Source organism: Bacillus cereus group sp. BfR-BA-01383 (assembly GCF_022663495.1).
GTDB classification, from domain to species: Bacteria; Bacillota; Bacilli; order Bacillales; family Bacillaceae_G; genus Bacillus_A; species Bacillus_A cereus_AU.
In genome coordinates this window covers 92,449-105,839 of the sequence record NZ_JAKUFP010000006.1, presented here as the reverse complement: position 1 = coordinate 105,839, position 13,391 = coordinate 92,449, and the positions used below count along the sequence as shown (strand labels likewise).

Here is a 13,391-nt window from a genome sequence, read left to right as displayed (position 1 = left end):
TTAAAAAAGCCCCGTACAATTTAGTACGAGGCTCATTTTACTTATTCAAATGATTATTAGATTGGTCATCCTGTTCTTTTCTTAGTTCTTGTTCTTCATCTTTTGGTAATTGCTTGTCATTATCTTTAATTGGATTCGTTTCTCGATTTTCAATCATATCATTTGGAACTTGCGGCATTACTCGGCCAACAATTGCTGCTAATTCTTCTAGTATACCTTCTCCCGTGTTACCTTTTTTGATTTGTTTTCCAATTTGCTTAAGACGTTCGTACGTATCAATATCTGCTACAACTACTGCGTTTGCACCATCAGGATCATTTTTTAAACTTTCTGCAACAGAGTATTTAATTGATTCTACACGAGTTCTATCTAGTTTTGCTTTTACATCAATACCGACAACAGCATATTTCCCAACTACTACTGCTGTTGCATCATTTACTCCGGGTACACTTGCAGCTAAAGATGCTAAATGATCCGCTGCTTTTTCATTTGGCTTATTTGATTTGTTCGTATAATTAACATTTTTTGTTGAAACATTTTTTTGTTCTGGCTTTTCGTTTGGATTGTCTTTTTTGCCAATGCTACATCCAGTTATAATGAAGCAAAGCATCAACATATATATAATGATTTTCATTATTTTCACCACTTTACTATTAAAGTTTAATCATAAATTTTTTCAACGGATTGCATTTTCTTCACTTTTTCCTCTGCTCCATTGTTTGCGTTAATAAAAATTTGGTACGTATCTTTCCCTAAAGTACCAACAAATTCATAGCAAAGTACTTCATTATGCAAGTCATTTACTACTATAGCTTTTCGCTCCTCCATTACTTTTACATCAGGGTTTATTTTCTTTCTCGCATCCGAAACAGATAGCTTTGCACTAGGGATTGTACGTTTTTGATGTGATGCTAAATATTCTTTCGCGGAAAAACCAACGATTGATCCATCATCTAAAGCAATTTTCATTTGGATTGCTTCTGGGTAAATACGTACACCATTCTCATTTACTACATACGTAAATACACCGATATTGTCGTACTGAGAACTATCATAAAGCTCCATATTGTTAAACTTATTATCCTTTAAAAAAGTCAGTCCTTTACTTCCTGCATCATTTAAACTAATTTTCTGCTCTTTAATTTCTCGATTATTCATCACCCAAATTGGATATCCACCTTTTCCTGTAATATCCATATAATACTCATTATTCGTTGCTGGGTCTTTAATTTTCACACTGTAGAAAGACTCTTTTGCACCTTTTCCACTTTTCTCAACATCTACTTTTTCATTTCCTTTTAAATTCAAAAACGATTTTGCAATTTTCGCTGCTTCATCTTCAGAAATTGCTTTTCCTTCTGCTTCAAATCCACCTTTTTTATTTTTTTGCGCACTTGTAAAGGTCGGTCCAAAATTTGTAGATGAATAGGATGTTACATTCTTTTCAACTGTTTTTAATCCGTCAATAATTGTGTTATCTGCTGGATCGCGATTTGAAGCAAGGGCCAGTTCTACATCCATCCATCGTAAATTATTTTTCAAAACAAGATGCTGTACTTTTCTTAGCTCATCTTGAATATCACCTGCGTTCGAATATAAAGTTTGTAAAGTTTTATACTCTTGATCATTTAACGGTTCTTTTTCTAAATCACGAATGGCTGCACGGTAACTAAAATCACCGATATTCGCTAAAAATTCTTCTGTTTTATTAAACGGCATTAATGTTAATGGTAGTTGACCTACATCAGAACGAGCTTCAGATGTTAAACGCCACACATCCGCTAATGCTGGTGATAAAGATGCACGCGAATTCATTGCAAGCGTTGTCCCAATTTTATCGTGTAACAAATCAACCTCGTATGCTAAATCATGAAATGCACGTTGATAACTGTTTTCCGCTCGAATTAAAACCGCATTTTTCTCTTGATGCTCTTTATAGCCCCAATATCCTGTTCCAACTACACCGACTGTTAATAATACAATGATAATACCTCGTAACATGTTTCCACCTCCGCTCTATTTACAGAAAATATGTTTACCAATCTTTTTAATTTGGGGTCGACTCCAAATCCATTTACTTGTTGCCGTATCTGGGTTGAAATAATATAAAGCATTACCTGTTGGATCCCATCCATTAATCGCATCGAGTACAGCTTTTTTCGCTGTTTCATTTGGTGTTAAATATATTTGTCCATCCGCTACCGCTGTAAAAGCTCTTGGCTCAAAGATTACACCTGATACAGTATTGGGGAATGATGCACTTGTAACACGATTTAATATAACCGCTGCTACTGCAACTTGTCCTAGATACGGTTCACCACGCGATTCTCCATATACTGCGTTTGCCATAAGCTGTATGTCATTTTGAGAATAACCGTTTGGAACATTTATCCCTTTACTTTGTGGCGGTTTATTTTCTTGTGCAGTACCACCGCTACTCCCTTTATTTGTTGTAGTACCTTTATTAGCAGTCGACTTATCATACTTCGTTGCCTTAACAAGCTTCTGCTTCGTTGTAGCACCTGCTAAACCATCTACAGGTAGTCCAAATTTCTCCTGAAAATTCCGAAGTGCCCAGTATGTACCCCATCCGAAAACACCATCTACTTTTCCCGTATAAAATCCGTTATATTTCAAACGAGATTGTAGTTCAATGACATCTTCACCAGATGCCCCTCTTTGAATGACTTGATTCGAAAAGGCTTCTACATTTTTTAATTGTATACTACTGACCATCAAAGATAGTCCTATGAATACAAGCAAAATTGCTATTTTAAAAACTGCTTTTTGACGCATAGATTTCCCTCCTTAATTGCAGAAATTATTTCTTGGTTATGTTTTGTAAAAGCCTCGCTTTTATGTAAAGAAGACAAAAAAATCCAAGCTTATATCGTTGAACGAATATGTAAACAATATACAAAAAGAATAAAAGGAGTTTATTATGAAGCAATTCTTAAAGCGTATCGCACTCGTCATTTTTTTATTAATAACATGTTCAAATATATATACGGAGTCATCAATTGTTCATGCACAGCCGCCTTATGCGAAATGGGGGAAACTCGCTGTAGAAAAGACGAAAGAACAATACCCAAAAGCGGAGATTGTTGATTATCTTCATATAGGTAGAAAGCCAAAAACAGTTCAAGTAACAGTTGAAAAGTTTAAATTGTGGCTACGTGAAAATGGAAAAGAATATGGTGTTTTTGTTGATGTAGAATTTGATACGAAGACGGAGAAATTTATAAAGATGTCGTTTCAGAAGACCAATCGGTAGAATAAAACTTAAAACAATGTGGGCTTCCATACCAGATGATTATGAACCTACACCAATCGGATTTTCGCAAGTTAAATTAAAGAAACCTCTGTCTTTACTTACAGACAGAGGTTTCTTTATATACACATTCAAGACATGCTAGTATTTCATTTTCTTGTATGCTAGCAATTTCACTAAAAGTTTTTCCCTTTTTTAACAAAATCCGAACAATCTCCTAGCTAGCAAAGTATACTTCTCTAGAATAATTTATTGTACCTTTTCTGAAAATGAATTTCATATAGTATTCTGTAGAAAACTTGTGTAAATACGGATAAATTTCTGTTTAAATTTTATACTTTACGTTTTTGTATCTTTGAAAGAAAGATTGATCATTTTAGTCTTCGATTTTCAGGAAATTCTCATGGTTATATTGTATAAAATTACTTATTCTCTTAATAGTAAGACGAGCTATTTCATTAAATTTGATGTGCAAAGGATTAATTGATTCAGAGAGTTCCCTAGTACTGTCAAGATCCTCACGTGTAACAGCAAATTTCTCTAAAGTATTGGGACAATTATATTTTTTAAGAACTAATTCAGTTTCTTCTAGGAGCAGATACATGGGCTCTTCTTTAAAATACCGTAATCCAGTTTTGATTGCTGACCAAATTTTAGGTTGGGCCATAAAATAGGTACTCCACCAATAGAACTCACACTTCGATTCAATTGCATGATCATAATATACATGAAATACAAACAACGCTTTCTGTCCAGCGGTTAGTTCTTTATAAAAAAGTTCTTTTGAAATGGAACTATTTTCTGGTTGTTTAGCCATTCTTTTTTTATACTCCAGAATCAACGGTTTAAAACAAGCATTAAGCAAGGCTTCATCAGCTAAGATTTCGAACTCCTGTCTTTTCATCTGTACTATCATTCAATCACTCCCTATTGATTATATTCCGTTCTATATTTTTTATTTTAAACGACCTGTTTCCTAGAATTTTTACCAGTCCACAAATAGCCCCAATAACAACAGCTATTCCTATACTATATAAAAACACTCTATCATACCCACCTATTCGCGGATCTAAAAACGGATATGGGTACCAATTCACGAATGGACCGCGTACTAAGCTATAGACTACATATAAAAGCGGGAAAATGAGGCAACTCGCAGCCTGTTTCCATGTAATGGTCTTCGTAGGTGGATTTATAACCCAATCTAATATCATTGCAATTGGCATGATGTAGTGCAGCACTGTGTTTACCCAAGGAATCGGTGTTTGAAGTGATTCCTCTAAACCCCTTAACAACAAAAAATAAATAAGACCTGTCGTTAGTATGTATACTGTAGCTGCACCGCGAAGAACTCCAAACTGCTCTGATCGACCAAATGTAGCTGTTCCAATGCTGCTTAAAAGTAGGATGAATGCAACTAAGATGTTACTTTCGATAGTGAAGAAACTAAAAAAATTAGTTGGATTAAACGGTTTTACTTGTGCCCTCGTAACAAATTGAGTAATCAGTGCACTAAACGCTAAAAGGCTTAAACAAAGTCTAAATGCCGCTATCATTTTAGCACTGTTCATAACATATTTCCCTCCTCCCCTTATATATAATGGGAATTTTGTTGCACATGCTCAATAAATAATTTTAATGGAACGAGCCCACGTTTTGGCATATGACTGCTCATTACAGCGACAAGTTCTAACTGCGGAATGATAACAATGTATTGTCCTCCATATCCCATAGCAAAATACATACAATACGGTATGTGAAATCTTTCGTTATTTAATATCCACCAGTGAAATCCATATGCCCCAACGTGCTCATACGTTTTAAATAGAGCTTTACTCGATTCTTTTACCCATTTCGATGATACTATTTCATTCCCCTGCCAATTTCCATTCTGTAAACATAATATGCCTAACTTTAATAAATCTTTAGATTTCATTTTCATACCGAATCCGCCGACATATATACCTTGTGGGTCTTGTTGCCATTCATATTCGCTAATAGCTAATGACTCAAATAAATATCTTTTCGCAAATTGCTTCGTAGACATTCCAGTAGCTTGTTGAATGATGTAACTAAGTAAGTGAGAAGAACCTGAATTATAATTCATTCTCGTACCTATTTCTTCAATAAGCGGCTTTTCTAAAATGTACCTTACCCAGTTATCTGATTCAACAAAATCATTAGGGAATACTACTCCATTTCCGAACTCTTTCCAATCCTCACCCGTAGTCATCGTTAATAAGTGATAAAGCGTCAAATCACTCTTTTCCTCCGGTACATTTTCAATCCACTCTGTAATCGATGTATGTACACTATTTATATATCCTTTATCAATTGATATACCAATTAATATAGATACAATACTTTTTGTAATCGAATTTATTTTATATAAGTTACTTTCACATTCTAACGTTTTATAATACTCAGTAGTTAACTCACCTTTTTGATAAACAAGAAATGTATTCACTTTTTTCTTTTCGAATTTATTTTCTAGTTGTTTGAAATCCAAAAACTTTACCTCCAATTAAATAGTTATTTGATTTATTATATCTTTTTCATTCACTGAGTACATAATTGTGCTCGAATAAAAAAATAAACCTGTCAGCCAAACTGACAGGTTTATTTCTATAATTTCGTACGAACATTCCAAAGCTCTGGGAAGAACTGTTGATCAAGTACTCGTTTTAAATATGATACACCAGAAGAGCCACCTGTTCCTATTTTATGTCCGATAATTCGTTCTACCGTTTTCATATGACGGAAACGCCATTGTTGTAGCCAGTCTTCAATATCGATTAATTTTTCAGCAAGCTGATATAAATCCCAATATTTCTTCACGTCCGCATACACTTCTATCCAAGCTGCTTCTACCGTTGCATCTTCTTCGTAAGGCTGAGTAATATCACGGTTTAACACATCTTTATGAATTGGGAATCCTTCTTTTACAAGTGCTTGAATTGCCACATCATACAAACTTGGTGCATGTAGCGCTTTATGAAGACGAGCGTGTAATTCTGGATCCTTTTCATAAATTTTTAATGCATGTGGCGTTTTATAGCCAAGTGCATACTCAATCATACGATATTGATACGATTGAAAACCTGAAGCTTGACCGAGTGAATCACGAAACTCAATATACTCTGATGGTGTTAACGTCGCAAGAATATCCCAAGATTGAATAATTTGAGACTGAATTTTTGATACACGTGCTAACATTTTAAAAGCTGGTTGTAATTTATCTTGCTTAATTGATTCAATTGCCGCATTCAGTTCATGTAAAATTAGTTTCATCCAAAGCTCGCTTGCTTGGTGAATAACGATAAATAACATTTCATCATGGTGGTCTGATAATCTCTTTTGAGAAGATAGTAAGCTATCTAATTGTAAATACTCCCCATATGTCATGTTTTCCTTAAAGTCCGTATGAATTCCTTTTTCCATTATTACCTTTTCATTTTCTTTCATATTAGCCAAACGCCCCTTTTTTTATGTTTCTACTTATATTGGTCTAATCACTGCTCGAACTGGACTACCATCTGCATCTGTTAATGCAAGTGGTAATGCTATTAGTTCATAATCACCGTCTGCTACATGATCTAGTACGACATTTTCTAAAATGTGAATTCCGTGTTTAAATAATTGATGGTGTGCTGCTAATTCTTTATCATCTAATGGATCAACTGATGGTACGTCCACCCCGATTAAACGAATACCCTTATCTGAAAGAAACGGTGCAATATCAGCGCGTAAATACGGAATTACATCTGGGAATTCATTTGCTTTACCATGTGAAGATGTGCGTAACAACAATCGTTCTACACCTTCTAAATTAAAGTTTTCTAATTCTTTTTTTCCGATGCTCTCAAGATTAGAAACGTCAATGATCCGCGCTGGCCCGACATAAACTTGAACATCTAAATCTATTACTTTCTTACCCTCATTATCAAAGTGAAAAGGTGCATCAATATGAGTACCTGTATGAATACTCATCGTTAACTTTCCGACATTTACTGAGCCACTCTCTTCTTTGGACCATGAAACTTCATACGAGAATGGTGTATCACCTGGCCAAGTGGCAATATCATTATTTAGCGGTTGCGAAATATCAATCCACTGTGATGGTTTCATGCTTACGCCACAACCTCTCGCTTATTTTCAAACTGCTTATATTCTTCATCTTTCATAATTCCCTTTAAAATTTGTACAGAATTCCACACTTCTTCGTATGTGTTATATAAAGCGATTGGAGCAAGTCTTACTCCATTTGGTGCCCTGAAATCAGGGATAACTCCATTCGCTTTTAACGCTTTACATATGCGAGCTGCTTCCGCATGTTCTAAATAAATATGCCCGCCTCGTTTTTCATCCTCTAACGGATTTCCAATTGTAAATCCGAAATCTTTTAATTCATGATCAATTAAATCTAGCATGTATCTCGTAATATGAAGTGATTTTTTACGTAACTTCTCGATACCAGCATCTTTAAAAATTTCAAGAGAACCGATTAATGGCGCAGTACTTAATACGTGAGGTGTACCAATTTGATATGCACCTGCATGATCAGCAGCAGTTAATATATGCTCCATATCAAATTGCTTATCTTTTCTAGAACTAAACCAACCAGACAATCCTGGGAGTCTATTAAAGTGTTTTTTATTTACATATAATCCCGCAACACCACCAGGGCCAGCATTTAAATATTTATAATTACACCATACAGCGAAATCAACATCCCACTCATTAAAATGGTGCGGAAGAGAACCAATTGAATGACATAAATCAAAGCCAATATGAATACCGCGTTTATGTGCTTCTTCTGTTAAACGTTTCATATCAAGAATTTGTCCACTTCTATATAAAACAGAAGGTAATAAAATTAAAGCGATATCATCTGTCATTGCCTGAATAATATCATCTTCAGAAAGTGTTCTACCATCTCGGCTTTTCACTCGTACTAAATGCTCATCTGGATCTAAGCCTTTTAAACGAATTTGGCTCTGAAGTGCATATATATCTGACGGGAATGTTAACTCATCCGCAAGAATTTTTGTACGTATACCTTTCGGCTCATAAAAAGTTGCAATAACTTGGTGTATATTTGCAGTTGTAGAACCGGTTACAATTGTTTCTTCTGGTAAAGCCCCAATAAGAGGTGCTGTTAATTCACCTAATTTCTCTGAAAGGAAAAACCACGGATGCTCTCCTTCTGTCCAGCCATCAATACCAAACTCTTTCCATGAATCTAGCAACGTAAGCAACGATTTCTCTGCTCTTTTCGAAAGCAACCCTAATGAGTTTCCATCTAAATATATTGTTCCTTCTTTTTTATAAAATTCAGTTTGAAAATCTTTCAGTTCATCATGTTTATCACATTCAAGCGCATACTCATAAGTTGGTTGAAATGGTTCTTTATACATGGTGTCACCTTCTTTTAATTTTCTTTTTATTCTAACTAATTGAAATATATCATCTTAGTTGATATAACGTCAATGATATTATGTCAGTTGACTTTATATACGAACTTCTTTTACAATACAGTTATATTTTCAGACATTTCAGTATAAAGAGGTGATTCTTTGGAAAATTCTACTCTTTCAACAAGAAAACACCGCTCCTTAGAAACAAAAAAGAAGCTATTACACTCCGGTTACACTATTTTTATTAAAAATGGATTTCAGAAAACGACAATCACGCAAATTATTAAACATGCAGAAACTGGGTATGGAACGGCATATGTATACTTTAAAAACAAAGATGCTCTCCTTATCGTTTTAATGGAAGATGTTATGAATCGCTTTTATGATATTGCCGAGCGTTCTTTTTTCCCTAAAACAAAGTTAGAAGCATGTGATATGATTCAAAGTCAAGTGAGGGCATTTCTACAATTAGCTGAAGAAGAACGGGCTATTTTGCAAGTTGTCGAAGAAGCAATAGGAGTATCAGGAGAGATACATCAAAAATGGAATGAGATTCGTGAACGCTTTATAAAAAGTATTACGCAGGATATTACTCACTCTCAAGAAAGTGGATTAGCGCAGCCTGAATTAAATAAAGAGATTGTAGCACGTGGTTGGTTCGCGATGAATGAAACGTTTCTTTGGACAATTGTGCAAAATAATAAGGAAATAGAACTAGAAGAAATAGTGTATACACTAACGGAAATGTATACGACAGGATTATATAAATAGCACACTCATTTACATAAGTGTGCTATTGTATCGTCTATAAAAATATTTTATCTGGGTATGGTAATGCTAAAGGCGGCTTTTCAGATAAAGGGAAATATTTTAGTTTTAAAGATTCACCATCTATCGATTTTAACTCGCCACCGATAACTTCACACTCAAATACTACAACAATATATTCTACTTGATCTCCATTCGAATATGTATGGCGGAACTCTTTTCCTCCAAATGCTCCTTTTTCTTTTTTTATTAGTACTTTTAATCCTGTTTCTTCCCAAACTTCTCTAACTATTGCTTCTTCTGGAGTCTCTCCAAGTTCAATTGCTCCAGCTGGTAAACTCCAATATTCTCCTCCAGGATATTGAAATAAAATATCCCCTTGCTCATTTTTTATAATAGCAGCTACACTCGGCATGAAAATAAGTTCATGTCCTAATTTCTCACGGATTTTTGCATAGTATAACGACATTTGCATAGCATCCATCCTCCCATTATGATTCGAATTTTCGGTTATATTGACGGTGTTCCAACTTCTATTAAGGGAAATGTTTTAAAACTGTATTTCGAAGATAAGAAAAGAGAACATTTCCTTATCCCTTCTCAACTTAATTATTGGATAACAGAAAAATTTTGTATTGATAAGGAAATATACCAAACAGCTCCAGAAATTTTCAATCAGACAACTTCAAAAAAAAACCGTTACTCAATATTTTACAGTAACGGTTTTTTTAAAATATTTTATGAGTGATATAATGATGCAAAATAGTGATGTAAGTAAAAACAAAAGTCCCATATTCTTATTTTCTTTTTCATTCTTCTTAACGCTTTGTATCCCCATACCAGCAAGCATAAACCCTAAAAGTACTTGTAAAATAAGCATGCTTTGCTTCGAATCATCATTCCAACTATAAATAGAATAGCCCATTACAATAATTGCGAGTATATATGTGGTAATTCTAATCATAAGCCCCCCTTTTTTATTCTATTGTTTTAACCTACTCACAATTCCAACAATAAACTTATACTCATCTCTACTTTTCCTTACTTTCTTAAAACCCTCTTTCGTATCAAAAATAAAGCACGTTTTTCGAAACCAAACTCGTACATATAAAGACTCAAAATAAATAGGTTTTATAATTCCTTTTTCCTCAAATTCAGTCCCATCTTTATTTTCCGTTTCCGTTCGAACGAACCACCGATTTCCAATACCAATTTCAATATACTTCACTTTCAACTCTCCTTCAGGAAATCTTTTTTCTAATTATTCTATTATTTCCCTGGCAACCGCACATTCCGACAGAACTTGAGCACAAAAAGAAAAAGTAGATTACAAAAATCTACTTTTATAGCTTAAATTTTTGCATTCGCTTATAAAGTTCAACTAATCGGGCTTTTATGGGCAGTTGATCTCCCAGCTAATTCCTTCGCATTCGCCGCATTTTAAGGTGGGAATCTTACTGCCCGTTAATGCGGGATAAAATGTACTACTGGGTACAATTTTCTGTTTGTAACTTGAGTTATTTCTCATTTCCCATCATCGCTTGTAATATTTGTTTTCCGCTTATTTCCCGTCCTTGCGACAAAATGTAAATACGTTCTAATACATTTAATAATTCTCGAATATTTCCTGGCCATTTATACGGTGCGAATTCGTTACAAATACTCTTTGGAAATTACACATTCCATTTCTTTTGCTCACAAAAATGTTGTATGAAATACGGAATACCTTCTATTCTTTCTGATAATGCCGAAACATATAGTAGATAAACATGTAAACGATAAAACGGTATAAAAGCGTTTACAATTATAACTAGAAAGACGACACAAATATGTTAATAATTTGAATATCTTAATAAAACTCTTTACTCTTTTTTAGTAGAACTATATTTTGTATAATGGCTCCAAAGAGAATACATAACCAAAACCACTTTTGTGGATTGTCATTTATAAAGAAAACTATCACTGCTATTGCAAATAAAATAGTGGATGCTAAACTAATATATAATTTCGTTCTGATCTCCATCGAGCTTCACTCCCTATCATTTTACAGTACATAATAACTCTTCATTTTTCATCTCCACTATGTACTCTCGTAAAACATATTCTTTCCCACCATATTTTTCATACCAATCATGTATTCTTCTAACATGCATCTCGTCACTTCTAATTTTCAATTCAATTTCTTCATACTCTTCATAACTATCATATTCCCATATAGCAAATACTTCAGACGTACCATTATTATTATCTTTCATCCAACGTCCTATTAACCGAGAACCATATTTTAATTGATTAGGTAAATTCGTATTATTGAAATGATCATTAAATATTTCTATAAATTCATTTTTTACTACATAGTACTTCCTTCTGTAAAACATTCCACTTCACCTCTTTTATGAAATGTATTAGTAAACCTTCCCATTACTACCGTATTATAATACTTACCATCCAACAGTCTTTTATCATTTTTTAGAACACCTTCTACTTCAAAACCTAATTTTTTATACAGATTAATAGCTTTCTCATTTGTCTCTAACACTTGTAGTGATATCTTTTTCACTTTATTTTTGTCAGCCTAATTAATAGATTGTTGTAATAAGTTCTTACCCATTCCGTATCCCCAAAACTCTCTTAATATACAAACACCAAACTCGACTTTATGAGATAATCTCTTCAAATTAGACCCTTCGCATCTTGAAAATCCAACGATTCGATTCTGTACTTCTATAACTAAAAAGAGATTCTTCATTTCTTCACTATCTGTTTTTATTATTTCCTGAAATCCCTTCGTATCAATAAATCCTTCCCCAGCTTCCCTATCCATATTTTCAGTTTCTCCATCAATCTGTATTCGTATTTTCGACAACTGATTTGCATCTGTCTCAGCCGCTGAACGAATGGTATAAATTAATCCATTTATATGAAACTCTTGCTCTTTTATAATCATTGTAAACTCCTTTCAAATTGAGTAGACTCCGCTATTATTACTTTCTTACCCTGTTTCTCAAACTCTTGAATTAATTCCTTGTTTGCCTCTTCATCCGTTATAATAAGATTAATTTCATTTAATGACTCCCCTTTTATAAAGCAGTCCACACCAAATTTGTTATGAGGAGCTAAGCAAATATTTCTACGTGCAATTTCACTTACTTTTTTGCTGAAATAGGCAACTTCCGGTGTTGTAGTACTTATACCTTTCAATGAAATACCACCACCTGTAGAAAAATAAAGATCAATAGAAAAACTACTAATTACTTCCGAGGCAAGTGTATCCGTAATATTCCCTGAAGATTTTACCTTGCCACCTATTAAATACGTATCAATGTTCTTACATTCCCGTAACTTACTAGCTATTTCTATAGAATTAGTGATAACTGTAAATGATATTTCCGGTAAATATTTTAACATTGCATAATGAATAGAAGTCCCGCCAATAAAAATTGAATCACCTTCTTGTATATAAGATGCAGCAATTTTGGCGATTGCGTCCTCATATACTGAACTATGACTATAACGTTTAGCTGGTTCCACAGCTAAGTTTCTCACTCGCGCAAGTTCAATGGCACCACCATGCGTTCTTTTTAATAACCGGTCTTTCTCCATTATTGACAGGTCTCTTCTTATAGAATCAATAGACATATCGAATCTTTCCGCAAGGTCCTTTGCGATTACTCTTCCTTCTATTTTAAGTAATTCCAAAATTTTCTCTCTACGTTCTTCAGTGAACATATTATCACCACCGTTATTGAAAATTCAGAAACTTAATTTCTAGTTCAATTATATGCACGTTTTTTCCGTTTTACAATGTATACCATCAGATAAAATTCTTTTTATGCACGGTTCACAAATTGTTATTTTATGGAAAAGTAGTATAATTTAAATAACCATCATATTTAAAAATTCAACAGCTATACTATTCATAAAAAGGGGTGCGA

16 protein-coding genes and 3 pseudogenes are annotated in these 13,391 nt (G+C 33.8%); 3 read left to right on the top strand and 16 right to left on the bottom strand.

Annotation, left to right across the window (positions count from 1 at the left end; translation table 11 throughout):
• Positions 1 to 37: 37 nt before the first annotated feature.
• The 3 genes from MR065_RS08690 to sleB are packed head-to-tail and all read right to left on the bottom strand — an operon-like array spanning position 38 to position 2,796.
• The gene (locus MR065_RS08690) at positions 38 to 634 is read right to left on the bottom strand and encodes a YhcN/YlaJ family sporulation lipoprotein (protein WP_242213329.1); all 597 of its coding nucleotides are present in this window, start codon (positions 632 to 634) and stop codon (positions 38 to 40) included.
• A gap of 26 nt (positions 635 to 660) precedes the next feature.
• Entirely contained in the window at positions 661 to 2,001 is a 1,341-nt protein-coding gene (ypeB, locus tag MR065_RS08685; protein WP_242213328.1) for a germination protein YpeB, read from the bottom strand.
• A 15-nt stretch (positions 2,002 to 2,016) separates the two neighbouring features.
• Entirely contained in the window at positions 2,017 to 2,796 is a 780-nt protein-coding gene (gene sleB, locus MR065_RS08680) for a spore cortex-lytic enzyme (protein WP_242213327.1), read from the bottom strand.
• 145 nt (positions 2,797 to 2,941) lie between these two features.
• Here sleB and MR065_RS08675 point away from each other — a divergent pair, with 145 nt between their 5' ends.
• A complete protein-coding gene (locus MR065_RS08675) occupies positions 2,942 to 3,274 on the top strand; it encodes a DUF3889 domain-containing protein (RefSeq protein WP_242213326.1) in 333 nt (110 codons plus the stop codon).
• Positions 3,275 to 3,647: 373 nt separating this feature from the next.
• Here the strand turns inward: MR065_RS08675 and MR065_RS08670 are convergent, their stop codons facing one another.
• The 6 genes from MR065_RS08670 to kynU form a co-directional block, all read right to left on the bottom strand.
• Positions 3,648 to 4,187, bottom strand: coding sequence for a hypothetical protein (locus tag MR065_RS08670; protein WP_242213325.1), 540 nt, complete (start codon positions 4,185 to 4,187; stop codon positions 3,648 to 3,650).
• A gap of 4 nt (positions 4,188 to 4,191) precedes the next feature.
• Entirely contained in the window at positions 4,192 to 4,842 is a 651-nt protein-coding gene (locus tag MR065_RS08665; protein ID WP_242213324.1) for a Pr6Pr family membrane protein, read from the bottom strand.
• A gap of 20 nt (positions 4,843 to 4,862) precedes the next feature.
• Positions 4,863 to 5,780 (bottom strand): serine hydrolase domain-containing protein, encoded by a 918-nt coding sequence (locus MR065_RS08660; RefSeq protein WP_242213323.1) that lies wholly within the window; start codon positions 5,778 to 5,780, stop codon positions 4,863 to 4,865.
• 116 nt (positions 5,781 to 5,896) lie between these two features.
• The gene (gene kynA / locus MR065_RS08655; protein WP_242213322.1) at positions 5,897 to 6,736 is read right to left on the bottom strand and encodes a tryptophan 2,3-dioxygenase; all 840 of its coding nucleotides are present in this window, start codon (positions 6,734 to 6,736) and stop codon (positions 5,897 to 5,899) included.
• A gap of 33 nt (positions 6,737 to 6,769) precedes the next feature.
• Positions 6,770 to 7,399, bottom strand: coding sequence for an arylformamidase (gene kynB / locus MR065_RS08650; RefSeq protein WP_242213321.1), 630 nt, complete (start codon positions 7,397 to 7,399; stop codon positions 6,770 to 6,772).
• A 2-nt stretch (positions 7,400 to 7,401) separates the two neighbouring features.
• Entirely contained in the window at positions 7,402 to 8,688 is a 1,287-nt protein-coding gene (gene kynU / locus MR065_RS08645; protein ID WP_242213320.1) for a kynureninase, read from the bottom strand.
• A gap of 159 nt (positions 8,689 to 8,847) precedes the next feature.
• On the opposite strand from kynU, the gene MR065_RS08640 reads away from it, so the two are divergent.
• Positions 8,848 to 9,459: a TetR/AcrR family transcriptional regulator gene (locus MR065_RS08640; RefSeq protein ID WP_242213319.1), complete on the top strand. Its 612-nt coding sequence runs from the start codon at positions 8,848 to 8,850 to the stop codon at positions 9,457 to 9,459.
• Positions 9,460 to 9,493: 34 nt separating this feature from the next.
• Here the strand turns inward: MR065_RS08640 and MR065_RS08635 are convergent, their stop codons facing one another.
• Complete coding sequence (locus tag MR065_RS08635; protein ID WP_242213318.1) at positions 9,494 to 9,931, bottom strand: NUDIX domain-containing protein; 438 nt, start codon at positions 9,929 to 9,931, stop codon at positions 9,494 to 9,496.
• Positions 9,932 to 9,952: 21 nt separating this feature from the next.
• On the opposite strand from MR065_RS08635, the pseudogene MR065_RS27580 reads away from it, so the two are divergent.
• Positions 9,953 to 10,204: pseudogene (locus MR065_RS27580) on the top strand (hypothetical protein); the annotation flags it as partial.
• On the opposite strand, the gene MR065_RS08630 reads toward MR065_RS27580, so the two are convergent.
• The 6 genes and pseudogenes from MR065_RS08630 to MR065_RS08610 form a co-directional block, all read right to left on the bottom strand.
• Complete coding sequence (locus MR065_RS08630) at positions 10,160 to 10,420, bottom strand: DUF3953 domain-containing protein (RefSeq protein ID WP_242213317.1); 261 nt, start codon at positions 10,418 to 10,420, stop codon at positions 10,160 to 10,162. The pseudogene MR065_RS27580 and the gene MR065_RS08630 overlap by 45 nt on opposite strands.
• A gap of 18 nt (positions 10,421 to 10,438) precedes the next feature.
• Positions 10,439 to 10,684, bottom strand: a complete 246-nt coding sequence (locus tag MR065_RS08625; RefSeq protein ID WP_242213316.1) for a DUF3977 family protein — start codon at positions 10,682 to 10,684, stop codon at positions 10,439 to 10,441.
• Positions 10,685 to 10,976: 292 nt separating this feature from the next.
• A pseudogene (locus MR065_RS27715) lies at positions 10,977 to 11,240 on the bottom strand (AAA-type ATPase lid domain-containing protein); the annotation flags it as partial.
• A gap of 255 nt (positions 11,241 to 11,495) precedes the next feature.
• Positions 11,496 to 11,834 (bottom strand): NIPSNAP family protein, encoded by a 339-nt coding sequence (locus tag MR065_RS08620; protein WP_242213315.1) that lies wholly within the window; start codon positions 11,832 to 11,834, stop codon positions 11,496 to 11,498.
• Positions 11,807 to 12,403, bottom strand: a pseudogene (locus MR065_RS08615) (GNAT family N-acetyltransferase). Before MR065_RS08615 ends, MR065_RS08620 begins: the two are co-directional and overlap by 28 nt.
• Entirely contained in the window at positions 12,400 to 13,185 is a 786-nt protein-coding gene (locus MR065_RS08610) for a DeoR/GlpR family DNA-binding transcription regulator (RefSeq protein WP_242213314.1), read from the bottom strand. Before MR065_RS08610 ends, MR065_RS08615 begins: the two are co-directional and overlap by 4 nt.
• Positions 13,186 to 13,391 lie beyond the last annotated feature (206 nt).

Coding starts and splice junctions, on each gene's coding strand:
- MR065_RS08690 (WP_242213329.1), bottom strand. CDS start 634: ATGAAAATCATTATATATATGTTGATGCTTTGCTTCATTATAACTGGA.
- ypeB (WP_242213328.1), bottom strand. CDS start 2,001: ATGTTACGAGGTATTATCATTGTATTATTAACAGTCGGTGTAGTTGGA.
- sleB (WP_242213327.1), bottom strand. CDS start 2,796: ATGCGTCAAAAAGCAGTTTTTAAAATAGCAATTTTGCTTGTATTCATA.
- MR065_RS08675 (WP_242213326.1), top strand. CDS start 2,942: ATGAAGCAATTCTTAAAGCGTATCGCACTCGTCATTTTTTTATTAATA.
- MR065_RS08670 (WP_242213325.1), bottom strand. CDS start 4,187: ATGATAGTACAGATGAAAAGACAGGAGTTCGAAATCTTAGCTGATGAA.
- MR065_RS08665 (WP_242213324.1), bottom strand. CDS start 4,842: ATGAACAGTGCTAAAATGATAGCGGCATTTAGACTTTGTTTAAGCCTT.
- kynA (WP_242213322.1), bottom strand. CDS start 6,736: ATGAAAGAAAATGAAAAGGTAATAATGGAAAAAGGAATTCATACGGAC.
- kynB (WP_242213321.1), bottom strand. CDS start 7,399: ATGAAACCATCACAGTGGATTGATATTTCGCAACCGCTAAATAATGAT.
- kynU (WP_242213320.1), bottom strand. CDS start 8,688: ATGTATAAAGAACCATTTCAACCAACTTATGAGTATGCGCTTGAATGT.
- MR065_RS08635 (WP_242213318.1), bottom strand. CDS start 9,931: ATGCAAATGTCGTTATACTATGCAAAAATCCGTGAGAAATTAGGACAT.
- MR065_RS08630 (WP_242213317.1), bottom strand. CDS start 10,420: ATGATTAGAATTACCACATATATACTCGCAATTATTGTAATGGGCTAT.
- MR065_RS08620 (WP_242213315.1), bottom strand. CDS start 11,834: ATGTTTTACAGAAGGAAGTACTATGTAGTAAAAAATGAATTTATAGAA.
- MR065_RS08610 (WP_242213314.1), bottom strand. CDS start 13,185: ATGTTCACTGAAGAACGTAGAGAGAAAATTTTGGAATTACTTAAAATA.